Origin of the sequence: Mycolicibacterium vulneris (assembly GCF_002104765.1) — a bacterium.
GTDB lineage: Bacteria > Actinomycetota > Actinomycetes > Mycobacteriales > Mycobacteriaceae > Mycobacterium > Mycobacterium vulneris.
In genome coordinates, this window is record NZ_NCXM01000012.1 from 1 (window position 1) to 26,339 (window position 26,339).

Annotated in this window: 20 protein-coding genes, 1 pseudogene and 1 riboswitch; of the genes and pseudogenes, 9 read left to right on the forward strand and 12 right to left on the reverse strand. The window is 66.7% G+C overall.

The features are described 5' to 3' along the window. Both B8W69_RS13025 and B8W69_RS13030 read right to left on the reverse strand, forming a co-directional pair. On the reverse strand, positions 1 to 487 hold a 487-nt coding region (locus tag B8W69_RS13025; RefSeq protein WP_133057997.1), incomplete at its 3' end, for an FHA domain-containing protein. A gap of 30 nt (positions 488 to 517) precedes the next feature. After that, entirely contained in the window at positions 518 to 1,732 is a 1,215-nt protein-coding gene (locus B8W69_RS13030; RefSeq protein ID WP_085290224.1) for an NADH:flavin oxidoreductase, read from the reverse strand. Positions 1,733 to 1,814: 82 nt separating this feature from the next. On the opposite strand from B8W69_RS13030, the gene B8W69_RS13035 reads away from it, so the two are divergent. Together B8W69_RS13035 and B8W69_RS13040 are read left to right on the forward strand one after the other, a co-directional pair. After that, a complete protein-coding gene (locus tag B8W69_RS13035) occupies positions 1,815 to 2,660 on the forward strand; it encodes a bifunctional methylenetetrahydrofolate dehydrogenase/methenyltetrahydrofolate cyclohydrolase (RefSeq protein WP_085290225.1) in 846 nt (281 codons plus the stop codon). Beyond that, positions 2,657 to 2,938 carry a DUF3017 domain-containing protein gene (locus B8W69_RS13040; protein WP_085290226.1) on the forward strand — a complete coding sequence of 94 codons (282 nt, stop codon included), beginning with the start codon at positions 2,657 to 2,659 and terminating at the stop codon, positions 2,936 to 2,938. Before B8W69_RS13035 ends, B8W69_RS13040 begins: the two co-directional genes overlap by 4 nt. On the opposite strand, the gene B8W69_RS13045 is transcribed toward B8W69_RS13040, so the two are convergent. Then, entirely contained in the window at positions 2,935 to 3,474 is a 540-nt protein-coding gene (locus tag B8W69_RS13045) for a DUF732 domain-containing protein (RefSeq protein ID WP_085290227.1), read from the reverse strand. The two genes, B8W69_RS13040 and B8W69_RS13045, sit on opposite strands and share 4 nt — an antisense overlap. Positions 3,475 to 3,734: 260 nt before the next feature. Between B8W69_RS13045 and B8W69_RS13050 the strand changes: the two genes are divergently transcribed. After that, the gene (locus B8W69_RS13050) at positions 3,735 to 5,192 is read left to right on the forward strand and encodes an FAD-dependent oxidoreductase (protein WP_085290228.1); all 1,458 of its coding nucleotides are present in this window, start codon (positions 3,735 to 3,737) and stop codon (positions 5,190 to 5,192) included. 131 nt (positions 5,193 to 5,323) lie between these two features. On the opposite strand, the gene B8W69_RS13055 is transcribed toward B8W69_RS13050, so the two are convergent. Together B8W69_RS13055 and B8W69_RS13060 are read right to left on the reverse strand one after the other, a co-directional pair. After that, on the reverse strand, positions 5,324 to 6,664 hold the full coding sequence (locus B8W69_RS13055) for a PPE family protein, SVP subgroup (RefSeq protein WP_085290229.1): 1,341 nt from the start codon (positions 6,662 to 6,664) through the stop codon (positions 5,324 to 5,326). 194 nt (positions 6,665 to 6,858) lie between these two features. After that, a complete protein-coding gene (locus B8W69_RS13060; protein ID WP_085290230.1) occupies positions 6,859 to 8,643 on the reverse strand; it encodes an NAD-binding protein in 1,785 nt (594 codons plus the stop codon). A 704-nt stretch (positions 8,644 to 9,347) separates the two neighbouring features. On the opposite strand from B8W69_RS13060, the gene B8W69_RS13065 reads away from it, so the two are divergent. Then, entirely contained in the window at positions 9,348 to 11,294 is a 1,947-nt protein-coding gene (locus tag B8W69_RS13065; RefSeq protein ID WP_439330610.1) for an APC family permease, read from the forward strand. 70 nt (positions 11,295 to 11,364) lie between these two features. Continuing rightward, positions 11,365 to 13,371, forward strand: a complete 2,007-nt coding sequence (locus B8W69_RS13070) for an APC family permease (protein WP_085290362.1) — start codon at positions 11,365 to 11,367, stop codon at positions 13,369 to 13,371. Between the two features lie 11 nt (positions 13,372 to 13,382). On the opposite strand, the gene B8W69_RS13075 is transcribed toward B8W69_RS13070, so the two are convergent. The 3 genes from B8W69_RS13075 to B8W69_RS13085 are packed head-to-tail and all read right to left on the reverse strand — an operon-like array spanning position 13,383 to position 16,642. Further along, positions 13,383 to 14,114, reverse strand: coding sequence for a class I SAM-dependent methyltransferase (locus B8W69_RS13075; protein WP_085290232.1), 732 nt, complete (start codon positions 14,112 to 14,114; stop codon positions 13,383 to 13,385). A gap of 3 nt (positions 14,115 to 14,117) precedes the next feature. Then, positions 14,118 to 15,260: a homoserine O-acetyltransferase MetX gene (metX, locus tag B8W69_RS13080; RefSeq protein WP_085290233.1), complete on the reverse strand. Its 1,143-nt coding sequence runs from the start codon at positions 15,258 to 15,260 to the stop codon at positions 14,118 to 14,120. An 11-nt stretch (positions 15,261 to 15,271) separates the two neighbouring features. Then, on the reverse strand, positions 15,272 to 16,642 hold the full coding sequence (locus tag B8W69_RS13085) for a bifunctional o-acetylhomoserine/o-acetylserine sulfhydrylase (protein WP_085290234.1): 1,371 nt from the start codon (positions 16,640 to 16,642) through the stop codon (positions 15,272 to 15,274). 162 nt (positions 16,643 to 16,804) lie between these two features. Further along, a riboswitch (SAM riboswitch) is annotated at positions 16,805 to 16,926 on the reverse strand. Between the two features lie 150 nt (positions 16,927 to 17,076). Here B8W69_RS13085 and B8W69_RS13090 point away from each other — a divergent pair. Beyond that, positions 17,077 to 19,311, forward strand: a complete 2,235-nt coding sequence (locus B8W69_RS13090; RefSeq protein ID WP_085290235.1) for an NADP-dependent isocitrate dehydrogenase — start codon at positions 17,077 to 17,079, stop codon at positions 19,309 to 19,311. Between the two features lie 28 nt (positions 19,312 to 19,339). Continuing rightward, entirely contained in the window at positions 19,340 to 20,569 is a 1,230-nt protein-coding gene (locus tag B8W69_RS13095; RefSeq protein WP_085290236.1) for an NADP-dependent isocitrate dehydrogenase, read from the forward strand. Here B8W69_RS13095 and ephH read toward each other — a convergent pair. Beyond that, on the reverse strand, positions 20,562 to 21,359 hold the full coding sequence (gene ephH, locus B8W69_RS13100) for an epoxide hydrolase EphH (RefSeq protein ID WP_085290363.1): 798 nt from the start codon (positions 21,357 to 21,359) through the stop codon (positions 20,562 to 20,564). The genes B8W69_RS13095 and ephH overlap by 8 nt on opposite strands. 204 nt (positions 21,360 to 21,563) lie before the next feature. Between ephH and trpS the strand changes: the two genes are divergently transcribed. Next, the gene (gene trpS, locus B8W69_RS13105; protein ID WP_085290237.1) at positions 21,564 to 22,583 is read left to right on the forward strand and encodes a tryptophan--tRNA ligase; all 1,020 of its coding nucleotides are present in this window, start codon (positions 21,564 to 21,566) and stop codon (positions 22,581 to 22,583) included. Positions 22,584 to 22,609: 26 nt separating this feature from the next. Continuing rightward, a complete protein-coding gene (yhjD, locus tag B8W69_RS13110; protein WP_085290238.1) occupies positions 22,610 to 23,647 on the forward strand; it encodes an inner membrane protein YhjD in 1,038 nt (345 codons plus the stop codon). On the opposite strand, the pseudogene B8W69_RS13115 reads toward yhjD, so the two are convergent. From B8W69_RS13115 to B8W69_RS13125, 3 genes and pseudogenes are all read right to left on the reverse strand, one after another. After that, positions 23,628 to 23,854 (reverse strand): annotated as a pseudogene (locus B8W69_RS13115) (DMT family transporter). The gene yhjD and the pseudogene B8W69_RS13115 sit on opposite strands and share 20 nt — an antisense overlap. Before the next feature lie 6 nt (positions 23,855 to 23,860). Continuing rightward, the gene (gene nagA, locus B8W69_RS13120) at positions 23,861 to 24,994 is read right to left on the reverse strand and encodes an N-acetylglucosamine-6-phosphate deacetylase (protein WP_085290239.1); all 1,134 of its coding nucleotides are present in this window, start codon (positions 24,992 to 24,994) and stop codon (positions 23,861 to 23,863) included. Then, positions 24,985 to 26,337, reverse strand: coding sequence for a sugar porter family MFS transporter (locus B8W69_RS13125; protein ID WP_085290240.1), 1,353 nt, complete (start codon positions 26,335 to 26,337; stop codon positions 24,985 to 24,987). The genes nagA and B8W69_RS13125 overlap by 10 nt, the downstream gene beginning before the upstream one ends. Positions 26,338 to 26,339 lie beyond the last annotated feature (2 nt).

Genomic DNA, 26,339 nt, shown 5'->3' on the forward strand with positions numbered 1-26,339 from the left:
GGCCCGCCCGTCGCCCCGCCACCGCCTCCGCCGCCCAGTTGGGCGTGCGCCCGGGCGGCGGAGGCGGTGGCGGGGCGACGGGCGGGCCCGGCTGCGCCGACCACGCCGCGGCCTGCGGCGGGGCAGCCATCGGGATGCCCATCGATTCGGTGCGTGGCGGGCGTCCGGCCATGCCCTGGTGGCGCCCGACGTCGAAGGTCAGCAGGGGTCCGTCGGGGTTTCCGATGTTCAGGGTCTGCCCGTCGTGGATCTCGACCACCGGCACGCGCCGGCCGTTGACGAAAGTGCCGTTGAGCGAACCGTTGTCGATGGCCAGCCACTTGCCCTGATCGAAACGCAGCAGCAGGTGGGCACGCGAAATCAACGGGTGGGTGATACGCATGTCCGCTCGCAGATCGCGCCCGACTACTACATCGTGGCCCGCTGCGAAGGTGCGTTCCGATCCTTCGTGATGGACGGTTAGCGCTGGCGGGGCTGGTGCTGACATCGCCACAACTGTAGCTTGCAGCCCTATGGTTTAGCTCTGAGCGCCTGCGGCGTCGGGCGCGCCGGTCACCACGCAGTGCGTTCGGGTGTAGATCGTCGGCATGCACTGGTTGCAGTGTGTGCACGCCGAATGCACCTGGTGCTGGGCGCCATCAGCGGCGATCCGGTTGATCAGATCCGGCTCGGCCAGCAGTGCCCGGGCCATCGCGACGAACTCGAATCCCTCCGCCATCGCCAGGTCCATCGTCTCCCGGTTGGTGATGCCGCCGAGCAGGATCAGCGGCATCTTCAACTCGTTGCGGAACAGCTTGGCGTCGCGCAACAGATAGGCCTCGCGGTAGGGGTACTCACGCAGGAACTTCTTGCCCGTCATGCGCATGCCCCAGCTCAGCGGCGGCTTGAACGCCCCGGCGAACTCCTTGAGCGGTGCGTTGCCGCGGAACAGGTACATCGGGTTGACCAGCGAGCTGCCCGCGGTGAGTTCGATCGCGTCCAGCCCGCCGTCTTCCTCCAGCCACTTGGCGGTGGTCAGCGATTCCTCCGTGTTGATGCCGCCGCGCACCCCGTCGGCCATGTTCAGCTTGGCGGTCACCGCGATGGGCGTGCCCTCTTTTTCCACCGCGCGCCGGACGGCCATCACCATGCCGCGGGCCACCTTCGCCCGATTCTGCAGCGATCCGCCGAACTCGTCGTCGCGGCGGTTGATCAGCGGGGACAGGAACGAACTCGCCAAGTAGTTGTGGCCCAAATGAATTTCGACGGCGTCGAAGCCGGCCTCGATGGCCAGCCGGGCGGCGTTGGCGTGCCCGGCGATGACCTCGTCGATGTCCTCGCGGGTCGCCTTCTTGGCGAATCGCATCCCGATCGGATTGAAGAACCGGACCGGCGCCAGTGCCTTCGCCTTGTTGGACTTGGCGTTGGCCACCGGGCCGGCGTGGCCGATCTGCGCGCTGACCGCGGCGCCCTCGGCGTGGATCGCGTCGGTGAGCCGGCGGAATCCGGGCACGGCCTCGGGTCGCATCCAGATCCCGTTGCCCTCGGTACGGCCGCCGGGGGAGACGGCGCAGTACGCGACGGTCGTCATGCCGACCCCGCCCGCGGCCGGCAGCCGGTGGTATTCGATGAGGTCGTCGGTCACCAGCGCCTCGGGCGTGCGCGCCTCGAAGGTGGCGGACTTGATGGTGCGGTTACGCAGCGTTATCGGACCGAGTTTCGCGAGGCTGAACACGTCCGGAGGGGTAGACATACCGGGAGCCTAATGGCGATCGCAAGCGCGGCGGAGCCGGGCGTGGCGGGTCGCCATCATCGATGTCTGCCAGACTGTCAGCGTGGGAGCAATCACGCTGGACGGCAAGGCCACCCGCGACGAGATCTTCGTCGACCTCAAACAGCGGGTGACCGCGTTGACCGCCGCGGGCCGCACCCCGGGCCTGGGCACCATCCTGGTGGGCGACGACCCCGGCTCGCAGGCATACGTGCGCGGTAAGCACGCCGACTGCGCCAAGGTCGGCATCACCTCGATCCGCCGCGACCTGCCCGCCGACATCAGCACCGCCACGCTGAACGAGACCATCGACGAGCTCAACGCCAATCCCGAATGCACCGGCTACATCGTGCAGTTGCCGCTGCCCAAGCAGTTGGACGAGAACGCGGCGCTGGAGCGGGTGGACCCGGATAAGGACGCCGACGGGCTGCACCCGACCAACCTCGGCCGGCTGGTGCTCAACAACCCGGCCCCGCTACCGTGCACCCCGCGCGGCATCGTACATCTGTTGCGCCGCTACGACGTTGAGATCGCCGGGGCGCACGTGGTCGTCATCGGCCGCGGCGTCACGGTCGGCCGCCCGCTGGGGCTGCTGCTGACCCGCCGCTCCGAGAACGCCACGGTGACGTTGTGCCACACCAAGACTCGCGATCTGCCGGCGCTGACCAGGCAGGCCGACATCATCGTCGCGGCCGTCGGGGTGCCGCACATGCTGACCGCCGACTTGGTGCGCCCGGGCGCCGCGGTGCTCGACGTCGGGGTCAGCCGGGTGGACGGCAAGCTCACCGGCGACGTGCATCCGGATGTGTGGGAGGTGGCCGGCCACGTGTCGCCGAACCCCGGCGGCGTGGGACCGCTGACCCGTGCGTTCCTGCTGACCAACGTCGTCGAGCTGGCCGAGCGGCAATGACCGCGCGCACCGTGCTGCGGGCTCAATGGCCGATTCTATTGGTAGGCTTGATCTTTGCGACGGCACTGGCCTTGGTCGGGGCCAACTTCTGGCGTCGCGGTTCGCTGTTGATCGGTATCGGTGTCGGTGTGGCGGCGCTGCTGCGGCTGGTGTTGTCCGAGGACCGGGCCGGCCTTCTGGTGGTGCGCGGCAAGGGAATCGACTTCATGACCACCGCGACGGTCGGGGCGGCGATGTTCTACATCGCGTGGACCATCGACCCGTTGGGCACCCGCTAAAACCTCGGCAGCGCCGGGGCCTGCCCGGCCATCGCCGGCAGTTGGCCTGCCATTCCCGGGATCTGTCCCGTCATGCCAGGGATCTGTCCCGCCATCCCCGGAACCTGACCCGCCATGCCAGGGATCTGTCCCGCCATGCCCGGTGGCATGGCGCCGGCGAGGTTGCCGTTGGCGATGTTCGCCATCTCCTCGGGGCAGTACGTCTGGATCGCGATCGTGGTGAACATGCGCGCCATCGTGGGTGACATGCCCCGGCCGGCGACGCTGGACGCGACGGCGGCGAAATTGCCACCCGGCTGCGACAGCATCGGGCACACGGACTCGCCGACGGACATCGCGTTTCCGGGCTCGCCGAAATCGATGCCCGCGTGGTTGAGCGCGTCGATGAAGTCATCGCCGTTCCCGTTCGCTTCGGCCGGCGCCGCGAACGCGGAAGCCACGGTCAGCAGGCCGGCGGCAGCGGCCAGCAGGCGGATGGTGAAGGGCTGATGTCGCAAAACCCAGATCCATTGATGAGTTCGTGCAAATGCCTTCACGCAGCCTCCCCGTCCGCCATGGAGTGCGTCTGAGGCACTCGAATCACGCCTACGAACTCTGAGCTATCACTGTCACGTTTGCAACACGGTGGGGTTAAGGTTCGCACAATAAGCGTTTCGCGAGGTCGCGGCGTCGGCGGTGTCGGTTATTACGCGGCCCGGTTGCGCAAGGCCGGGTGGCGGATCGACGCCACACTGTGATGTGAACACGGGCGGCGGTACCGGGCTTCTCGGCGCGCGGTGAAGCAGAATCTGCGCGCATGACGACTAATCGCAGCCGTCCGACCAGCCATGAGATCTCGCGCCAGACGTTTCTGCGCGGCGCCGTCACGTTGGCGACGGGAGCGGTGTTCGGCGCCGCACCGGCGGCGGCCGACCCCGCCGCCGGGTGGGGCGGCCTGGCCTCGTCCATTGGCGGCAGCGTGCTGTTGCCGGCCAACGGCGCCCAATTCTCTGCCGGCAAACAGGTTTTCAACTCGTTCTATAACCACTCCAATCCCGCTGCAGTAGTGCGGGTTTCGTCGCAGGCCGACGTGCAGCAGGCGGTCGCATTCGCGAAGACCAACAACCTCAAGATCGCCCCGCGCGGCGGTGGGCACTCGTATGTCGGCGCGTCCGGCGCGAACGGCACCATGGTGCTCGACCTGCGCGGCCTTCCGGGTGGCGCGAACTTCGACGGCAACAACGTCACGGTGACCCCGGCGACGAATCTGTATGCGGTGCACCAGGCTTTGGCCGGCGCGGGTCGCGCCGTTGCCACCGGCACCTGTCCCACCGTCGGCATGGCGGGACTCGCGCTGGGCGGCGGGGTGGGAGCCGACGCCCGGCGTGCCGGACTCACCTGCGATGCGCTGCAATCCGCGACCGTCGTTCTGCCCACCGGCGATGTGGTCACCGCGTCGGCCAATGACAACCCGGATCTGTTCTGGGCGTTGCGCGGTGGCGGCGGCGGCAATTTCGGGGTGACGACCTCGATGACGTTCGCGACCTTCGCGACCGCCGACAGCGACCTGGTCCGGCTGGACTTCCCGCCGTCGGCGGCCGTGCAGGTGCTCACGGGCTGGCAGTCCTGGCTGGCGGGTGCGGACCGGAACACGTGGGGGATGGTCGATTTGTCGGTCGGTTCGGCGCAGGCCAATTGCCATGTGCTCGCGACATCTCCGGCCGGCACCGGCTCCGCCGTGGCGGACGCCCTCAAGTCGGCGGTCGGGCTGGCGCCTAGCACCGTGACCAACAAGACGCTGAGCCACATAGACCTGGTCACCTACCTGGCCGGCGGCAGCGGTAACAGTCCGGCGCGCGGCTTCGTGGCCGGCTCCGATGTGATCGGGCCGATGACTTCGGCTGCGGCCCATGCCATTGCGACCGCGGCCGGGCAGTGGCCGGCCTCCGGGGCGGGGCAGGCCTCGGTCCTGATCGATCCGCTGGGTGGCGCGGTGGCCGATGTGGCCCCGGGCGACACCGCGTTTCCGTGGCGCACCCAGTCCGCGGTGGTGCAGTGGTATGTCGAACCCGCCGGCAACCAGGTCGCCGCCGCGACCACCTGGCTGGGCGGCGCACATCAAGCGGTGCAACAGTTCTCGGTCGGTGGCTACGTCAACTACCTGGAGCCCAACCCCACGCCGGCCCGCTATTACGGCCCGAACCTGTCGCGGCTGACTACCGTCCGGCAGAAGTACGATCCCAACCGGATGATGTTCTCAGGGCTCGATTTCTGACGAGAACACTTGCGCCGCTTTAGTTTCAAAACTTTCATCGGCGCGTTTTCTGTCTGGGGCCACCCGCAAAACACCCGAGCCGACACCGGAAAGGCTGCTGCGCGAAGGTGACGACGAGTGGTAACTCGCCGTTATAACCCGAGCAACCGATCGCGCTGCTCGGCGTATTGCTCGTCGGATATCAGGCCCTCGTCGCGCAGCCTGGCGAACTCGCGTATCTCGGCGGCGATTCCCGTCACCACGGTGCGTGGTTCGTTCTCCCCGCTCGCCTCTTCATCCCCAACTCTTGGGGCCGCGGCGCTGACCGCCCGGACCTCAACCCGATTCGCGTCGCGCGGCTCGCGGACGCGTGGGCCGAAGCCGTCGCGAATGGCGCGTCCGGCCGTGCCGGCCATGGCCATCTCACCGAACGAGCTCCCCAAACTGGGTGTCATCGCCTGTTGTGCGATGCCGGCGGGTGCGGCCGGCAATGCCAGCGCTATCGGGCGTACCGCGGGTGTCGCCGCGGTCCAGGTGGGTGGCACCGACAGCGCGCCGACCGTATTCGCCTCACCCACGCCCGCCGACACCGCCCTGGAGACCACGTTCGCGGTTGTCGCCGGCGCGGCCGGTGTCACGCTCCTCACCATGGCCTCAGGCGAGGTTCCCGCGGCGTCCCAGCCGCTGACGATGTCATCGGTGTGGATACCGGTCTGCGCGCCAACGAGGTCGATGGGAAGGGATATCGCTCCCAGCGGGGCCATCGGGGCGTCTAGTCCGTAGGCGATTCCATCGGCACCCAGGTCCAACAAGTCCAGCGGTGTTGACACGCCGAGCGCGGACGTCGCGCCGGTCAGGCCATCCGGCAGCGAGGAAAGCGAGGCATTCGAGACCGCGCCCTGCGTGTTTCCGGCCGCCAGCTCGCCGGCTTGAGTGACCGCGCCCGCCTGGCCCGCCTGTCCACCCGAATTCGTGTTCTGTTGTGCCGGACTGAACGGGGTCAGCTGTGTCGCCGCTGCCGCCGAACCCGCGTAGCCGTACATCGCGACCGCGTCCTGGGCCCACATTTCGCTGTACTGCGCCTCGGTGGCCGCGATCGCGGGGGTGTTCTGCCCCAATAGGTTTGTGGCAACGAGCGTCGCCAGTTGGCTACGGTTGGCCGCAACCACCGGTGGCGGAACCGTTGCCGCAAAGGCCGTTTCGTAGGCGGCGGCGGCCGCCCTGGCCTGCCCGGCCGTCTGCTCGGCCTGTGCGGCGGTGCTACTCATCCACGCCAGGTAGGAGCCGGCCGCGGCGGCCATCGTCGCCGATGAGGGGCCGAGCCATGGTCCCGCGGTGAGCCCCGAGACCACCGATTCATAAGAGCTCGCCGCCGAATGCAGTTCCGCGGCTATCGTTTCCCATGCCTCGGCAGCGGCGAGCATCGGTCCCGAACCGGGGCCGGCATACATGCGGCCGGAATTGACTTCTGGCGGTAGAGCCCCGAATTCCATCATGCGCCAGCCCTATTCGAACGCCACCGGATGGCCCACTCCGGCCACCCCGGTGTGCCGTACCGGCTGTACGGCCACGACAACACGGGCTTCCCCCTGACATCTGTGGACTGCGCACGACCCTGTTCGGGTCGTTCGAGCGCGCAGAAACTCGCGACTCCCATTGTCGCAATTACTGTTTCCTGGAATCTCCGCTACGTCTTCAGTCCGACGTTTACCTCTTGACATTCGCACGAGCGTTCGTCGGCCAGCTGGTCATCTTCGACCGGCTGCTGAGATGGCTGTCCTTTGCGCAGGGTGGCCAGGAGTTCTCGGTATGGACCGACGAGATAAACAGTGTCGCCGGCGCTGAGCCGGGCATCGCGCCGCGGGTGCAGCCGAACCGGCGCATCGTGCCGCGTGATGGCGATGACCCGAGTTTGCGTCGACACCTCGAACATCTGCATGCCGTCGAGTTCGCTGCCGGGCTGCACATGCATTCCGCCGATCAAAAACGAACGGTTTTCCACCGAAAACGTTCCCAGCACCTGCAGACCCATAGCGGCGCCGATAAACCACGGTGCGGCCAATTCGACGGTGGACCGCACGTTTTCGAAACCGAATCGCTGGGCAACCGCGGATCCCAGGTCATGGTCGTAGACCCGCAGCACGAGCGGAACCTTTGTCCACCGGTTGCCGCCCGGTGCCGGTTGGGCGCTCAGCATCTCGCGAATCACGATGCCCGTCTCGATGTTGACCATGTCGTCGCGAGTCAGCACCGCTACCGCGCGGGCGGTGTCGACACGGGCCGCTTCCAACGCCGGGCGCAACGTCGCATCCCCGAAGATGACCGGCACGTCGAGGTCGGCGGCCGTCGACAGGAACGGGTTGTTCGGGTCGCGTTCGATGACCGCGACGTCATACCCGGCTTGCGTCAGATCGGTGACGACACGGACTCCGAGCGCGCTCAACCCGACGACGATGAAGTGATTGCGCAGATGGCGCGCACGCGGGCGCACGGACAGCGCGAGGAATCGGCGAGACAGCAGGACGTCGGCAACGAAGGCGACAAGCAGAGCGGTGGTGGTTACACCGCCCAGCATCAACAAGGCGGCATAAAGCCGCAGCCAGGTCGGCTGCTTGGCGAAGCTGAAGTCGCCGTAGCCCGTCGTCGTGATCGTCTCATTGGTGAAGTAGAACGCGTCGGTCCAGGACATCCCCGGGTGCGTGTAGGAGAAATGCAGCAACGTCGTCGAGCCGACGACCAGGATGATCAGGGCGACGATCACCGGGTAGAAGGCGGGGTTGACCTCACTGGGGAGGGCCCGCGCCGCATACAGGAACCGACGCAGTCGGGACTGGCGGGCACGCATTCTGTCCTGACTACGCGGGAGGTTGACGCCGCAGGAGGCGACCTCCTCGGTGGTGCCGATCATCGCCGTCCAGTCGCCGGCATGCACGTGCATATCCCGTCCCGGGCACGGGACCACCTCACCGGGGTTGGCGGCATCCTGCCGGTTGACCACCGCCACCGGGGCGAGATCGCCGTAGATTTCGCGCAGCGACGCATCGAAGGGTGCCGCGGCGCCGAAGACCACGAATTCGATGCCCGACACCTCGAAGGGGTGCGTAGTCCGGGCGAGGCATGCCTCGACGACGACCGGCGCCGCCAGATCGGCGACGCCAAGAATCGTGCTGGGACCGTCGTCGACGGCGACAGCCTCCCGAAGCACGTCATTGGCAACCCGCGCCACCACGCGGATGCGCGGGTTGGCCTTGCGGGCGAGCAGCGCGATTTCCAGGTTTGTCGCATCGTCGTCTCCGGCGCAGACGACGGCGGCCGCGTCGGCCACCCCGGCCCGGGCGAGTTCGGTCTTGACGCGGGCGCCGGCAAGCTCCGAGCCGAGGAGTCTCGCGACGTTCGCGCCCGCTCGTTTAAGCTCCTCGACGATTGTCGTCGCCAGCGCGTCATCACCACTGACGATGATGCACTGGCTCATGGGGTCGGCTCCTGTTCTGGAATACGCAGTGATTGCGGGTGCGGGTCTATGCCGTAAACCACACCTTTGCTGACACCGCCGTGGCTCGAATGCCGTTCGATGCTCCACGAAAATGGGCATGTCAACGGCCTTCACGGAATACTAACAGCAGATTCTGGGACATCGCCAAGGCGAGAGATCCGTTTCGGTCGATCGGCAGCGGGTTGACTGGTGCCTGGCGACGCTGAAACTGCTTGAAGCAAAGTGGAACTCAAATATTTACAACCCGCGATTGTGTTAACCATTACTTCCGCTGAATTCATCGCGAGCCGGTCGGGAGGGTTTGCGTCGTATTGCAACCAAAACTGATGCGATGCAGCCAATCTGGACCATCACGGTTTCATTGCTCGGGCCGGTCAGTCCGGGCATGCCGGGCGCTGACGGCATAGCTGCAGGTAGTGGCGATATGTAAAGGTGCTAAGTGCCTAAGTGCTTTGCATCACAACGGCTTTGGGACCCTGTGGCTTCTGGCGTTACGGTGTGTTACATCGTGTTACGTCCAAATCAACTACCTGGGAATGTCCTGGGAATATTGCTGACAATCTACTGTCTCTGCCGTCTCGTGGAAGCGTCGGGCACTTTGCGGCAGTTAGGCTTTCGGCGGACTTTTTGCATCTAGGTTTCACGCATCTGCGGGGTAAGGAATATGGGTTGTGACGACATCTTTGGCTGACGAAAAGGCCCGCGAGCACAAAGCGTGGTCGTCTTTTTCTGACGTATGGAAACGGGGACTCCTCGGCAAGCCCATGATCACGTCTCAGCTCGAGCACGAGAAGTTGTCCAACCCCGTCGCGCTCGGGGTGCTGTCACCGGACGCCATCTCGTCGACCGCCTACGGCTCCGAGCAGATCATGATCGAGTTGCTGCCGGCGGCGGGGATGGCCGCGTTCGCGTTGTTGCTTCCGATCACCGGCGTCATTCTACTGATTCTCGTGCTCGTGGCCGCGTCGTATCGCCAGGTCGTCATGGTCTATACGCGGTCCGGCGGCTCTTACGTGGTGGCGCGGGAGAACTTCGGCCCGCGGGTGGCCCAGGTCGCCGCCGCGGCGCTGCTGATCGACTACGTGGTCACCGTGGCGGTGCAGTGCGCGGCCGGCACGGTGGCGGTGGTCTCGGCGATACCCGTCCTGGGCCCGTACAGCCTGGAGATCACGGTCGGCGTGGTGCTGCTGATGTGCTTTGCCAACCTGCGTGGATTGCGCGAGGCCGGGGTGCGGTTCGCGCTGCCCACCTACGCCTTCACTGCCATGGTTTCGCTCACGATCGTCGTCGGGGTGATCCGCGAACTGTGCGGCAACCTGCCGGTCTACGATTCCCAACACCTCGCCGGCGCGGTGCCGATCCATCACGGCAACGGGCTGATCATGGGAGCGACGGTCCTCATTGTGCTGCGCGCTTTCGCCAACGGTGGCTCCTCGCTGACGGGAGTGGAGGCCATCTCCAACACGGTCAACAGCCTTCGCAAGCCCGAGGGCATCAACGCGCGCAAGGTCATGACCGTGATGGCCTGCATCCTGGGGTTTCTGCTGGCCGGGGTGGCCTGGCTGACACACGTCACCCACGCCACCCCCTACATCGACGGATACCCGTCGATGTTGTCGGAGATCGCCCGGGCCGTCTTCGGTGACGGAGTGATCGGCAAAACCCTGTATTTCGTGCTGCAGGCGGCGACCGCGGCGATTCTCTACACCGGCGGCAACACCAGTTTCAACGGTTTCCCCGCGTTGGCCAGCTTTGTGGCCGAGGACGCCTTCCTGCCGCGCCCGTTGATGAAACGGGGCCACCGGCTGGTGTACTCCAATGGCATCATCGCGCTCGCCACACTGTCCGTGGCACTGCTCATCATCACCGGCGGCTCGGTCGACGCCCTGGTGCCGTTCTACGCCATCGGGGTGTTCACCGGATTCTCTATGGCCGGCTACGGCATGACCAAGCATTATCTGACCCATCGCGGACAGGGCTGGCGCGGCAAGCTCGCGGTCAACTTGTCGGCGGGGATCCTGTCGACGGTCGTGGTCGCCATCTTCGCGGTGGCCAAGTTCACCGAAGGCGCCTGGCTGATCGTCGTTGTCTTTCCGTTGTTGGTGTTTGCCCTGATGCGACTCAACCGGCAGTACCGTGCCGAGGCCTCGGTTCTGGAGATGTCGCGAACGGAACCTCCCGTCCTGGGCCGATACACGAAGCACCGGGTCCTTGTCTTTGTCGATGCCGTCGACCTTGCGGAGGTCGAGGCCATGCGCTACGGAAACGGACTGCACGCAAACGAGATCACCGCCGTGCACCTGGTGATCGACGCCGATCACGCTGCACGGCTGCAGCAGCGGTGGGACGCATTCCAACACGACACCCCGCTGCGGGTCGTCGACTGTCCGGATCGCCACCTGAGCAGAGCCGCCCACGAGTTGGTGGTGGAGGTGCTCAACAAACATCCCGAAACCAGGGTGACAGTGTTGTTGCCGCGGCGGACGTATTCGCCTCTGGTGGGCCGGCTGTTGCACGACCGCACGGCCGACAAGATCGCCCGTGCCGTCAGTCGGATTCCGGGTGCGGCTGCCCAGATCGTGCCCTACGACATCGAATCCCGTATTGCGGAGACCACCCGGGCCGAATAGCGCGATCCAGCCCCGAGCCGCACGGGGCCGGCCCCCGCAATCGCATCGTTTTGAGCCCTCGAGGAGGGATATTGTGACCCAACCGCTGAGCGGGATACCGCTCTCGTTTACCGACAAGTGCAAGCGGCTCTTCCTCGGAAAGCCGCTGACTACCGATCAGCTGGACGCGGAAAGGCTGGCGACTCCGGTTGCGCTCGGGGCGCTTGCGCCCGATGCGATCTCCTCGACCGCGTACGGTCCCGAGCAGATCATGATCGAGTTGCTCCCGGCGGCCGGGATGGCGGCATTTGCGTTGTTGCTTCCGATCACCGGTGTCATCCTGGTGATCCTGGCGCTGGTGTCGGTGTCGTACCGCCAGGTCGTCATGGTCTATGCCCGTTCCGGCGGCTCGTACATGGTCGCGCGGGACAACTTCGGCCCAAGGATCGCGCAGGTCGCCGCGGCGGCCCTGTTGATCGACTACGTGGTGACGGTCGCGGTGCAGCCCGCCGCCGCGACGGTGGCGGTGGTTTCGGCGATCCCGCCCCTTCGTCCCTACCACCTGGAAATCACCGTGGCCGCAGTGGTGCTCATAGGTCTGGCCAACCTGCGCGGGCTCCGGCGCTCCGGCCGGATGTTTGCGATCACGACCTACACGTTCGTCGCCATGATCACGGCGACGATCCTGACCGGTTTCGTTCGTGAGATGTTCTGGGGATTACCGAAATACGATCCGCACCACATTGTCGGCGCGGTACCGGTCCACCACGGTGGCGGACTGGTGATGGGCGCGACGGTCTTGATCGTCTTGCGCGCCTTCGCCAACGGCGGCACGTCGCTGACGGGCATCGAAGCGGTGTCCAACTCCCTCAACGTCTTCAAGAAGCCCGAAAGCGTCAACGCCCGCCGCGTGCTCACGGCGATGGCGTGCATGCTCGGGTTCCTACTGGCGGGTGTGGCCTGGTTGGCGCACGTCACCCACGCCGTCCCCTACCTCGACGAATACCCGTCGATGTTGTCGGAGATCACCCGTGCCGTCTTCGGCGACGGCGTGGTCGGCAAGATCCTGTACTTCATGGTGCAGGCGTCGACGGCGGCGATCCTGTTCACCGGTTGCAACACCGCCTTCAACGGTTTCCCCGCGTTGGCCAGTTTCGTCGCCGAGGATCGATTTCTGCCGCGGCCGCTGACGAAACGCGGCCATCGGCTGGTGTTCTCCAATGGCATCCTGACCCTCACGGCGCTGGCCGTGGTGCTGCTTCTCGTCACCGAGGCAAAGGTGAGCGCACTGGTGCCGTTTTTCGCGATCGGTGTGTTCACCGCATTCGCGATGGCCGGTTTCGGCATGGCCAAGCATCATCGGACCCGGCGCGGGCCGGGCTGGCGCGGCAAGCTCGCGGTCAACTTGTCGGCGGGGATCCTGTCGACGGTTGTGGTCGCCATCTTCGTGGTGGCCAAGTTCACCGAAGGCGCCTGGCTCATCGTGGTCATCTTCCCACTGCTGGTGCTGGCCCTGATGAAGCTCAACAAGAAGTACCGCGACGAGGCGGCGGTTCTGGAGACATCGCGCACGGTACCGGTCGACCTGGCTCGGTACCCGCGGCTTCAGGTGCTGGTGTTCGTGGACACCATCGACCTCGCCGAGATCGAGGCCGTCCGTGTCGGTAGCGGGCTGCAGGCCGATGAGCTGACCGCGGTGCACTTTGTGATCGATGCCGATCGCGCGATGTCCCTGCGGGAGCGCTGGGATCGCTTCGAGCATGACATCCCGCTCAAGTTGATCAACTGCCCGGATCGTCATCTGAGCCGGGCCGCGCACGAGTTGGTGGTGCGGGTGCTCACCGAGCATCCGGATACCAGGGTGACGGTGTTGTTGCCGCGCCGGACATATTCGCCGCTGCTGGGTCGGTTCTTGCACGACCGCACCGCGGACAGGATGGCCCGTGCGGTAAGCCGCATCCGGAACGCGACCGCCATCATCGTGCCGTACGACATCGAGTCGCGCATCGCACGGGTCACCCCCGACGGCTTGGGACTCGAAGCCGCGCAGCCCGTGGAGAAGGTCGAGACGCAGATGCCGAGCTTCGTGGGCGACTGAGCCTCAAACCGCTAGGCGGACAACGTCGCCCGGGTACACAGGGTGACGTAGGGCAGCGCCAGTCCCGTCGAGTTCGCCAGCGCTGGGTGGGTGGCCAGCAGTTGGCGCACCTGGTCCAGCGTCTGGGCGCGGACCTCGGTCGGTGAGGTGATGCAGTAGCTGCGCGACGCGACCAGGTCGATCAATGCTTGCGGCGTAAGGTAACTCGTCCACTCGACCCGATGATGCGCCAGGTCGGTGAACGGCTCGGGCAGCGTCACCTGCGTTCGGCCGTCGCCGTCGCTGCCGATGATCCGGCCCAGCTCGCGCACCCAGCCGAGCCGCTCGTCGCGGGTGTTCCACACCAGGCCCAGCCGGCCGCCGGGCCGCAGCACCCGGGCCACCTCCGGAATCGCGCGGGCCGGATCCACCCAATGCCAGGCCTGTGCCACCAGCACCACGTCAACACTGTTGTCCTCCAACGGAATTTCTTCCGCGGTGCCCAGCAGCGCCCGGGTCTCCGGTAGCGACGTGCGCAACACCTCCAGCATGTCCTGAATCGGGTCGACGGCCACCACGTCCAGGCCGCGTTCCACCAGCCGGGTGGTCAGCTTGCCGGTGCCGGCGCCCAGGTCGAGCACCTGGCGCGCGCCGATCGGCAATAGCCAGTCGATCGCCTCCGGGGGATATGAGGGACGCCCACGCTCATACGCCGCGGCCGCCGAGCCGAACGAGAGGGAGCGGTCGTGCCGCGAGCGGGTCATGCGTTACGACGCGCCTTCCCTGTCGTCGGAGTCGGCCAACACCAGTGTCTTGCGGATCATTTCGCCGACGGCGTCGGATTCCACCAGGAAGCCGTCGTGCCCGCACAGGGAGTCCACGACCTGCAGGTCGGTGCAGCCGGGCAGCTGCTCGGCCAGCTCCTGCTGCAGGCGCAGCGGGTAGAGCCGGTCGGAGGTGATGCCGCCGACCACCACCGGAACCGGGCAGTTACGCAACGCTTTACGCACCCCGCCGCGCGCCCGGCCGACGTCGTGACTGTTCAGCGCCTCGGTCAGAACCACGTAGCTGCCCGCGTCAAAACGCTCCAGCAGCTTGTTGCCCTGGTACTCGAGATAGCTCTGCACCGCGTAGCGGCCGCCGCTGCTCGGATCCTCGTCGTTCTGCCCGTCGTTGCCGAACCGGGCGTCCAGCTCGGCCTCACCGCGATAGGTGAGGTGCGCGAAGCGGCGGGCGATTGTCAGACCGGTGTCGGGCACCAGCCCGGTGTCGTGGTAATCACCGCCCTGCCAGTTGGGGTCGGCCTTGATCGCCGCGATCTGGGTGGACTGGGTGCCGATCTGATCGGCGGTGGCGCGCGCGCCGACCGCCAGCAGCAGCCCGGCCCGGACCCGGTCGGGGTGACCGATGATCCACTCCAAAGCCCTTGCGCCGCCCATGGATCCACCGACCACCGCGGCGACCCGTTCGATCCCCAGCGCGGCCAGCGCGGCGACGTCGGCCTCCACCTGGTCGCGGATCGTGATGCGGGGAAACCTTGAGCCCCACGGCTTTCCGTCCCGGGTCCGCGAGCTGGGCCCGGTGGAGCCTCGGCAACCGCCGAGCACGTTGGTGGCGAGCGCGCACCAGCGGTCGGTGTCGATCGGCGCGCCCGGCCCGACCATCCCGTCCCACCAGCCGCCGGTGGGGTGTCCGGGCCCGGCGGGCCCGGTGATGTGCGAGTCGCCGGTCAGCGCGTGCAGCACCACCACCACGTTGTCGCGCGTCGGCGACAACTCGCCCCAGCGCTGGATGGCGATGTGCACGTCGTCGATGATCGCGCCGCCCTCGGTGGTCAGCGAACCGATGTGGACGAAGCCGATTTCGCCTTCGTCGGGCAGCGTCTGGGTCGGGACGTCGGAGATCGTCATCGCCGGGCTCCTTAGAACGCCGCCACGGCTTGCGGATCGGTGCCGGACGCCCCCGCCGTCGCACCGAATTTGCTCGCCGCCGCGAAGCCGAGCTCCAGGTCGGCCAGGATGTCGTCGATGCCCTCGATGCCGACGGCCAGGCGCACCAGCCCGGGACTGACCCCGGTGCGCAGCTGCTCCTGCGCGGACAGCTGCGCGTGCGTCGTGGACGCCGGGTGGATCACCAGGGAACGCACGTCGCCGATGTTGGCGACGTGGCTGTGCAGTTTCAGCGCGTTCACGAACGCCTTGCCGGCCTCGACGCCGCCGGCCAGCTCGAAGGCCAGCACAGCGCCGGTTCCCTTGGGCGCCAGCTTCTTTGCCCGCTCGTGCCAGGGCGAGTCGGGCAGCCCCGCGTAATTGACCGACAGCACTCCGTCTCGGCTGGCCAGGTACTCGGCCACGCGCTGTGCGTTGGAGACGTGGCGCTCCATGCGCAGGCTCAGCGTCTCGATGCCCTGGGCGACCAGGAACGCGTTGAACGGCGAAGCCGCCGAACCGAGGTCGCGCAGCAGCTGCACGCGCGCCTTGAGCGCGTAGGCCGGCGGACCGAGCTCGGCGAACACCACGCCGTGGTAGCTCGGGTCGGGGGTGGTGAATCCCGGGTAGCGGCCCTGCGTCCAGTCGAACGTGCCGCCGTCGACGATGACCCCGGCGATCGCCGAGCCGTGCCCGCCGAGGTACTTGGTGGCCGAGTGCACGACGATGTCGGCGCCGTGCTTGAACGGCTGGATCAGGTACGGGGTGGCGATGGTGTTGTCGACGATCAGCGGGATGCCGTTGGCGTGCGCGACCCCGGCGACCCCGGGGATGTCCAGCAGGTCGATCTGCGGGTTGGAGATGGTCTCGCCGAAGAAGGCCTTGGTGTTCGGCCGCACCGCCGCCTGCCACGAATCCAGGTCGTCGGGGTCCTCCACGAAGGTCACCTCGATGCCGAGCTTGGCCAGCGAGTAGTGGAACAGGTTGTACGTTCCGCCGTACAGCCGCGGGCTCGAGACGATGTGATCTCCGGCACAGGCCAGGTTCAATATGGCGAACGTCTCAGCGGCCTGTCCGGAGCTCAGAAACAGCGCCGCCACCCCTCCCTCGAGCGCGGCGATGCGCTGCTCGACGACGTCGGTGGTCGGGTTGCCGATGCGGGTGTAGATGTTGCCCGGCACTTCCAGCCCGAACAGGGCGGCGGCGTGCGTGGTGTCGTCGAAGGTGTACGACGTGGTCTGGTAGATCGGCAGGGCGCGGGCGTTGGTCGCCGGGTCCGGGTGCTGGCCGGCGTGCACCTGCTTGGTGTCGAACGACCAATTCGCGGTCGGATCGGTGTCGTGATCGGCGTTGTCGGAGGTCACGGGGTTGCTTTCTGCTGGTAGGGGAGCTGCCGTCGGATAGCCGGGAGCCCGGAACGGGGCGTCAACCGGCGCCGCGGGTTAGCAGCGACACACGATGAGGAGCGAATGAGCGAAGCGGACGCACATCACGTTTCCCTGTCTACTCAGGGGCCCGTCATGGCGGACCCGCGCTTGCCGGATAGCCGGTTGTGTGGCTACTCAACCTGGTCATCACCCGGGGCACCCCACCGCGGTTGGAGGGTTGCCGGCCAGCAAGCCGGGGCTTGATGCTGGCACTCATGACCAATACGGAGATTATCTTACTGTGCCGAGTCGGTGCCAGCTATCGCGGTGCACCTGCAGGTCGACACCTGTCCAAACACCCTTGCTAACGTGGCAGTTAGAACGCTGAGCCCCACAATTTTCAACCCATCATTGACGCCGGGAGAGGGACCGTGAGCGCCGAACAGCCGACCGTCATCTACACACTGACCGACGAAGCGCCGCTTCTGGCGACCTATGCGTTCCTGCCGATCGTCCGCGCCTTCGCCGAGCCGGCGGGCATCGAGATCAAGACCAGTGACATCTCCGTGGCCGCCCGGATTCTGGCGGAGTTCCCCGACGATCTGACCGAAGAGCAGCGGGTGCCGGATAACCTGGGCGAACTGGGCCGGCTGACAGAGCGCGCCGACACCAACATCATCAAGCTGCCGAACATCAGCGCCTCGGTCCCCCAGCTGATCGCCGCCGTCAAGGAGCTGCAGGGCAAGGGATACAAGATTCCGGACTTTCCGCAGAGTCCAAAGACGGACGAGGACAAGGAGATTCGCGCGCGCTACGCCAAGTGCCTCGGTAGCGCGGTCAACCCGGTACTGCGGCAGGGCAACTCGGACCGGCGTGCACCCAAGGCGGTGAAGGAATATGCCCGCAAGCACCCGCACAGCATGGCGGACTGGTCGCCGGCCTCGCGCACTCACGTCGCGACCATGCGGCACGGCGACTTCTACCACGGTGAGAAGTCGATGACGCTGGACCGCGCGCGCAATGTGAAGATGGTGCTGGAGACCCAGGGCGGACAGACCATCGAGCTGAAAGACAAGGTCGAGCTGCGCGAGGGCGACGTCATCGATTCCATGTTCATGAGCAAGAAGGCCCTCGTCGAGTTCTACGAGGAGCAGATGCAGGACGCCTACGAGACCGGCGTCATGTTCTCGCTGCACGTCAAGGCGACGATGATGAAGGTGTCGCACCCCATCGTCTTCGGTCACGCGGTGAAGATCTTCTACAAGGACGCCTTCGCCAAGCACCAGGAGCTCTTCGACGAGCTCGGTGTCGACGTCAACAACGGATTGGTCGATCTGTACAACAAGATCGAGTCGTTGCCCGCGTCGCTGCACGAGGAGATCATCCGCGACCTGCACGCCTGCCACGAACACCGCCCGGAGCTGGCCATGGTCGATTCCGCGAAGGGCATCACCAACTTCCATTCGCCCAGCGACGTGATCGTGGACGCGTCGATGCCGGCGATGATCCGAGCGGGCGGCAAGATGTGGGGCGCCGACGGGCGGCAGAAGGACACCAAGGCCGTCAACCCCGAGTCCACCTTCTCCCGCATCTACCAGGAGATAATCAACTTCTGTAAGACCCACGGGCAGTTCGATCCGACCACGATGGGCACAGTTCCCAATGTCGGCCTGATGGCGCAGCAGGCCGAGGAGTACGGCAGCCACGACAAGACGTTCGAGGTCCCCGAGGACGGTGTCGCCAACATCGTCGACCTCGACACGGGGGAAGTTCTGCTGACCCAGAACGTCGAGGAGGGCGACATCTGGCGCATGCCGATCGTCACGGACGAAGCGATCCGCGACTGGGTCAAGCTCGCGGTCACCCGGGGCAGGAACTCCGGTATGACGGTGTTGTTCTGGCTGGACACCGAACGACCGCACGAGGTCGAGCTGCGCAAGAAGGTCAAGGCGTACCTGAAGGAACACGACACCGAGGGCCTGGAGATCCAGATCATGCCGCAGGTGTGGGCCATGAGGTACACGATCGAGCGCGCCATGCGCGGGCAGGACACCATCGCGGCGACCGGCAACATCCTGCGCGATTACCTCACCGACCTGTTTCCGATCCTGGAGCTGGGCACCAGCGCCAAGATGCTGTCCATCGTGCCGCTCATGGCCGGCGGTGGAATGTACGAAACCGGCGCGGGCGGCTCGGCTCCCAAGCACGTTCACCAACTCGTCGAGGAGAACCATCTGCGCTGGGATTCCTTGGGTGAATTCCTAGCTCTCGGAGCATGTTTCGAAGACATCGGCATCAAGACCGACAACGAGCGCGCCAAGGTCCTGGGCAAAACGCTGGATGCCGCGATCGGCAAGCTGCTGGAGAACAACAAGAGCCCGTCGCGCAAGACCGGTGAACTCGACAACCGCGGCAGCCAGTTCTACCTGGCGCTGTACTGGGCGCAGGAACTCGCGAAATCCGACGACGAAGAATTGCGCAAGCACTTCGCAGCGCTGGCCGACTCGTTGAGCGAAAACGAGGACACCATCGTGTCCGAACTGGCCGAGGCGCAGGGCGAGGCGGTCGACATCGGCGGCTACTACTACCCGGACAGCGAGAAGACGACGGCGATCATGCGCCCGAGCAAGACCTTCAATGAGGCGCTAGCGGCTTCGACAGGCTAGGGCCCGCAAGCAGGAAGCCGGACTTGACATGGCAGGCAAAGCCAAAATCAAGGTCAAAGGCCGCGTCGTAGAGCTCGACGGTGACGAAATGACCCGCGTCATATGGAAGTTCATCAAGGACCTGCTGATCCTGCCGCACCTCGACATCGATCTGGACTACTACGACCTGGGCATCGAGCACCGCGACCGCACCGACGACCAGGTGACCATCGACGCGGCCTACGCCATCAAGAAGCACGGCGTGGGTGTCAAGTGCGCCACCATCACCCCCGACGAGGCCCGCGTCCAGGAGTTCAATCTCAAAAAGATGTGGCTCTCGCCGAACGGGACAATTCGAAACATTCTGGGCGGCACCATCTTCCGCGAGCCCATCGTGATCTCGAACGTGCCACGGCTGGTACCGGGCTGGACCAAGCCGATCGTCATCGGCCGCCACGCTTTCGGCGATCAGTACCGGTCGACCAACTTCAAGGTCGACAAATCCGGAACCGTCGCAATCACTTTCACCCCCGCCGACGGCAGCGAGCCGATGGTGCACGAGGTGGTGTCCATCCCCGAGGACGGCGGCGTCGTGATGGGGATGTACAACTTCAAGGACTCCATCCGGGACTTCGCCCGCGCCTCGCTGAAGTACGGGCTGAACGCCAAGTGGCCGGTGTACCTGTCCACCAAGAACACCATCCTCAAGGCCTACGACGGCATGTTCAAAGACGAGTTCCAGCGCGTCTACGACGAGGAGTTCAAGGACCAGTTCGAGGCCGAGGGGCTGACCTACGAGCACCGGTTGATCGACGACATGGTCGCGGCCTGCCTGAAGTGGGAGGGCGGCTACGTGTGGGCCTGCAAAAACTACGACGGCGACGTGCAGTCGGACCTCGTCGCGCAGGGCTACGGCTCACTGGGGCTGATGACGTCGGTGCTGATGACCGCCGACGGCAAGACGGTCGAGGCCGAGGCCGCGCACGGCACCGTCACCCGGCACTTCCGTCAGTATCAGGCCGGCAAGCCGACCTCGACCAACCCCATCGCCTCGATCTTCGCCTGGACGCGCGGGCTGGCGCACCGCGGCAAGCTGGACGACACCCCCGAGGTGATCGGGTTCGCGCAGACCCTGGAGAACGTGGTGGTCTCCACCGTCGAGGGCGGCAAGATGACCAAAGACCTGGCCATCCTGATCGGCCCCGACCAGGAGTGGCAGCAGAGCGAGGAATTCCTCAACTCGATCGCCGAGAACCTGGAAAAACAGCTGGCTAGCTAGCCGGTGGCTGTTGGCGGTCGGCCCCGCCGGCGCATTCGTCGATGAAGTCGGCGATGGCCGCGGCGACCCGCCCGGGCGCCTCGAACATCGGCACGTGCCCGACGCCGTCGAGCTTGGTGATCTTCGTTCCCGGCGGCAGGTAGTCGGTGAAGTGCCGGCTGAACCTACTCGCGGGCACCACCCGGTCCTTCTCGCACAGCACCAGCTGGACGGGCACCGCGGTGTCGGCCAGCTGCAGCAGGCCGGGGTCCAGCAACGACTTGGCCAGCAGCTGGAAGTAGGCCGGGCAGTGGGCGGCGTCGTTGACGACGCCGCGCAGCTGCTCCTCGCTGATCCCGTCAGGCGTCGCGGTCAGCGGCAGGGTGGCCAGCCGCCGGCTCAGCGGCAGCCGCAGGGTGCGCTCGCCGAGCAGCCGGGCCAGCGCCAGCATCGGCATGCCCGCGATGAACTTGCTGATGACCTCGAATTTCACCGGGCTCCACCGCGTCCATCCCCCCGCGGCGCCGATGCCGGTCACGCTGCGTGCGCGCCCGCGCCGCTCCAGCTCGAAGGCGACCCAGCCGCCCAGCGAGTTGCCCACCAGGTGGGCGGTTTCCCAGCCGAGCTGGTCGAGCTGGCGCTCGACGTGGTCGGCCAGCACCGACGAGCTCAGCAGCCAGGTGCCCGCGTAGGGCCCGCCGTTGTGCCCGGCCATGGTGGGGGCGAAGACCTCGAAGCGGCCGGTGTCGGCCAGCCGCGGCGCGACCGGATCCCACACCGTCTGCGACATGAGGAATCCGTGCAGCATCAGGACCGGCTCTCCGGAACCAACGTGGATCGGCGAACGGGCCGAAGGCGACGCCGAGTGAGCGGGGCTCACGAGGAAGGAGCCGAGCAGACGAGCTTGCGCATAACCCGACATTAAATCCGGTACCGCCGGTACCGCAACCGGCGGGGTTGCGCGGGCGCCGGTCGGTGCGGCCGTAGCGGCCGCCCGTGAAAAGATCGGTGCATCATGAGCACCGCTACCGGATCCAGCCGGATTTTCTCCGGCGTGCAGCCCACCTCCGATTCCCTTCACCTGGGTAACGCGCTGGGCGCGGTCACGCATTGGGTCGCGCTGCAGGACGATCACGACGCGTTCTTCTGCGTCGTTGACCTGCACGCCATCACCGTCGCCCAGGATCCTGAGGCGCTGCGCCGCCGCACCCTGATCACGGCCGCGCAGTACCTGGCGCTGGGCATCGACCCGTCCCGCAGCACCGTGTTCGTGCAGAGCCACGTGCCCGCCCACGCCCAGCTGGCCTGGGTGCTGGGCTGCTTCACCGGCTTCGGGCAGGCCTCGCGGATGACGCAGTTCAAGGACAAGTCGCTGCGCCAGGGTGCCGACTCCACCACCGTGGGGTTGTTCACCTACCCGGTGCTGCAGGCCGCCGACGTGCTGGCCTACGACACCGACCTGGTGCCGGTGGGTGAGGATCAGCGTCAGCATCTCGAGTTGGCGCGCGACATCGCCGAGCGGTTCAACAGCCGCTTCCCGGAGACGTTCGTGGTGCCGGACATGCTCATCCCGAAGGCCACCGCAAAGATCTACGACTTGCAGGACCCGACGTCGAAGATGAGCAAGTCGGCGGCCTCAGATGCCGGGTTGATCAACCTGCTCGACGAACCGGCGGTGTCGGCCAAGAAGATTCGTTCCGCGGTCACCGACAGCGAGCGCGAGATCCGATTCGACACCGAGGCCAAGCCGGGCGTGTCCAACCTGCTGAGCATCCAGTCCGCGGTTACCGGTGTCGGCATCGATCAGCTCGTGGAGGGCTATGCCGGAAGGGGTTACGGCGATTTGAAGAAGGACACCGCCGAGGCGGTCGTCGAATTCGTCACCCCGATCAAGGCCCGGGTCGACGAACTGACCGCCGATTTCGCCGAATTGGAGGCCGTGCTCGCGTCCGGAGCGGAAAAGGCGAACGATGTGGCCGGGAAAACGGTCCAGCGGGTTTACGATCGGCTTGGGTTTCTTCCACAACGGAGCTAGTACCGCTTCTCATTTGGAGTCGTGCGATGAGTGAGCCGGCGAAGCCGGGCTTTTTCGATCGGCTGCGCGCCCGCCATGGGTGGATCGATCACGTCATCCGCGCCTACCAGCGTTTCGACGACCGCAACGGCGGGTTCTTCGCGGCCGGCCTCACCTACTACACGATCTTCGCGTTGTTTCCTTTGCTCATGGTCGGTTTCGCGGTCTTCGGGTTCGCGCTGGCCCGTCGGCCGCAGCTGTTGAGCACCATCGACGACCACATCCGCTCCCAGGTGACCGGCACGCTGGGTAATGAGCTGCAGGAGCTGATGAACTCGGCCATCGACGCCCGGACGTCGGTCGGCGTGATCGGTCTGGCCACCGCGGTATGGGCGGGCCTGGGCTGGATCTCGCACTTGCGCCAGGCGCTGACGGAGATGTGGTGGGACGAGGAGATCGAGTCACCGGGCTTCGTGCGCAACAAGTTTTCCGATCTGCTGGCGATGGTGGGGACGTTCGCGGTGATCGTGGCCACCGTCGCGCTGACCGCCGTCGGCCATGCCGCGCCCATGGCCGCGCTGCTGAAATGGCTTGGTATACCACAGTTTGTGGTCTTCGACTGGTTGTTTTGGCTGTTCTCGATCCTGATCGCGACGCTGGTGTCCTGGCTGCTGTTCACCTGGATGATCGCCCGCCTGCCGCGCGAAAAGGTCAGCCTGGTCGATTCGATGCGGGCCGGACTGATCGCGGCGATCGGCTTCGAGGTGTTCAAACAGGTCGCCTCCATCTATCTGCGGACGGTGCTGCGCAGCCCGGCGGGCGCGGCCTTCGGCCCGGTGCTGGGGTTGATGGTGTTCGCTTACATCACCGCGTATCTCGTGCTGTACTGCACCGCGTGGGCGGCGACCGCCTCCAACGACCCGCGCAGTCAACCCGTCGCGCCTCCGGCCCCGGCCGTCATCGCGCCGCGGATTCAGATGGACGAGGGCCTCAACACCCGCCAGACCCTGACCGCGATGGCACTGGGAGCCGTTGGGGCGCTGACGCTTTCCCGGATCGCCCGCCTCACCCGCCGCGATCGCTAGCCGGCAGTTTCAGGCCCGCGACGCAGGCCACGATCCCGCCGATCAGCGCCAGCTTGATCAACGACGCCGATTCGTCGCCGACCAGCATCGCGTGGTACCGACCGGCAGGGTGCGCATGGCGATCCTCAGTCCGGTCATCGAAAGCGCCACGGCGACAAGGAAGAACAGCGACGGCCCGGGCCGGGAGAAGCCGTCGGATTTGTTCAGGGGATGCTAACAAACATCGAGCGGATGGTCTCGCCAGGCGCCGCGCACCATGACCTCCGATACGCTCAAACCAGCGTCCAGCACAACAAGATTGGCGTCGTAGCCCGCTCTCAGCTCGCCCACCCGTTGCAGGCCGAGTGCGCGCGCCGGCGTCGTGGCGGTCGTCTGCACCGCGGCGAGCGGCCCGGCGTCGGCATGCACCGTGCGGAAGAGCCGATCCATGGTGGCGGTGCTGCCCGCGATCGTCGGCGTCCCGTGCACCCGTGCGACACCGGCGACGACGTCGACGTGCACCGACCCGAGCCGGAACGCACCGTCGGGCCGGCCGGCCGCGGCGATCGCATCGGTGATCATCGCGACCCGGTCTGCCCCGGCGGCCGCGATCACCGCCGCCACCACGTCGGGGTGCAGGTGCACGCCGTCGGCGATCACCTCGACGGTCACCCGCGGGTCGCGCAGCAGCGCCAGGGCCGGGCCCGGCTCGCGATGGTGCAGCGGCGGCATCGCGTTGAACAGATGCGTGCCGACCGTGGCGCCCAGCGCGACGGCGTGCCGGGTCTGCTCGTAGCTGGCGCCGGTATGCCCCACCGCCACAACGACTCCCGCGTCCACGAAACGGCGAATGGCCCCATCGGCCCCGGGCAGCTCGGGTGCCAGCGTCACCATCCGGATGGTGCCGTCGCCTGCGGCCAGCACCGCGTCGATTTCGCCCGGGTCCGGCTCGCGCATCTTCGTGCGATCGTGGGCTCCGCAGTGTGCGCGGCTCAGCCACGGCCCCTCCAGGTGGATGCCCGCGACGGTGCGCCGGTGGGTGGCTTCGGCGAGCGCGCGCACCCCGGCGAGCAGTTCGGACGGTGACGCGGTCACCAGGCTGGCCAGCGTGGTGGTGGAGCCGTGTCGCAGGTGGAACGCGGCGGCGCCGGCGATGCCGTCGGCCTCGGTGTAGGATGCGCCGCCGCCGCCGTGCACGTGCATGTCGATAAAGCCGGGCACCACAGTGCAATCGGGGAAGTCCCGGTCGGCCGGGTAGGGCGGCGGGCCTGGCGCGCAGGCCGCGATCTGTCCGCCGGAGGTCTGCAGCCAGCCGGGGCGGCAGACCTGACCGTCGAGCACCATGGTGCCCGCGGCGATCACGGCCATCGGCCGCCGTTCTCCCAAAAGTGGCGGATGTCCTCGAGCTGGCGCCCCTTGGTTTCCGGCGCGTACCGGTACACGAAGACGAGCGCGACCGTGGCGAGCCCCGCGAACAGCGCGAAAGTCCCTGCGCCACCCAGTGAATGGAGCAGGGTCAGGAAGACGGCGGCGATGATGGCGTTAGCCACCAGGTTGGAGGTCAACATGGTGCTCGACCCGATCGAGCGTAGCCGGGACGGGAAGCTTTCGCTGGCGTATACCCAGCCCAGCGAACCGAAGCCCATCGTGTAGCCGATGATGAACAGCAGGATGCCGGCGAACCCGGCGATCGCGCCACCCAAGCCCTGACCGAACACGGCCATCAGCACGAGGTCGGCGACGATCATCATGGCGGTGCCCCACAACAGGATTGGCCGCCGGCCCACCCGGTCGACCAGCAGCAGCGCCGCGCCGACCGCGGCCAGCCCGGCGACCTGCAGCAGTGCCGGCAGACCGAGCAGCGCGAAATTGCCGGTGAACCCCATGGCCTGAAAGATCCGGGGGCTGTAGTAGATGATCGCGTTGATGCCGGTGATCTGGATCAGGAAGCCGAGCACGACCACGAAGGCGGTAGCCCGCAGGTAGGGGGGCCGCAGCATCTCGGTGAACCCACCCCTGGCGCCGGGCGCGGCTTCGCTCAACGCGCGGCCGATCTCGGCGAGCTCGTGGTCGACCTGCGCGGTGGGTTCCACCCGCAGCAGCGCGCGCCGGGCGTCGTCCATCCGGCCCTTCAACACGTACCAGCGGGCCGTGTCGGGCATTCGAATCACCAACGGCAGCAACAACGCTGCGGGCACGCAGGCCAGCCCCAGCATCCACCGCCAGCTGTGGGTGCCGGCCAGCAGGTAGCCGGTCACATAGCCGACGATCAGACCGCTGACGATCGCCAGCTGGTAGGCCGTCAGCAGCGAACCGCGCACCGCCGTCGGCGCCGACTCCGCCACGTAGACCGGGACCACCACCACCGTCACCCCGATGGTCAGCCCCAGCAGCAGCCGTGCTGTCAGCAACATCGGCAGCGAGATCGAGGACGCGGCCAGCAGCGCGAAAACCGCGTAGGCGAACAGGATCAGCACCACGGACCGTTTCCGCCCGATCACGTTGGCCAGTACTCCGGCGCCCAGCGCCCCGACGATCTGGCCGATCACCACCATCGTCGTCAGCAATTCCTGCTGGCGCGTGGACAATCCGAAGTCCTCGGTGACGAACAACTGCGCCCCGGCGATGATGGACAGGTCGTAGCCGTAGATGACGCCCACGCTGGCGGCGGTGAGCCCGACCAGCAGTCCGCGCCGCGATCCGCCTGCCACGG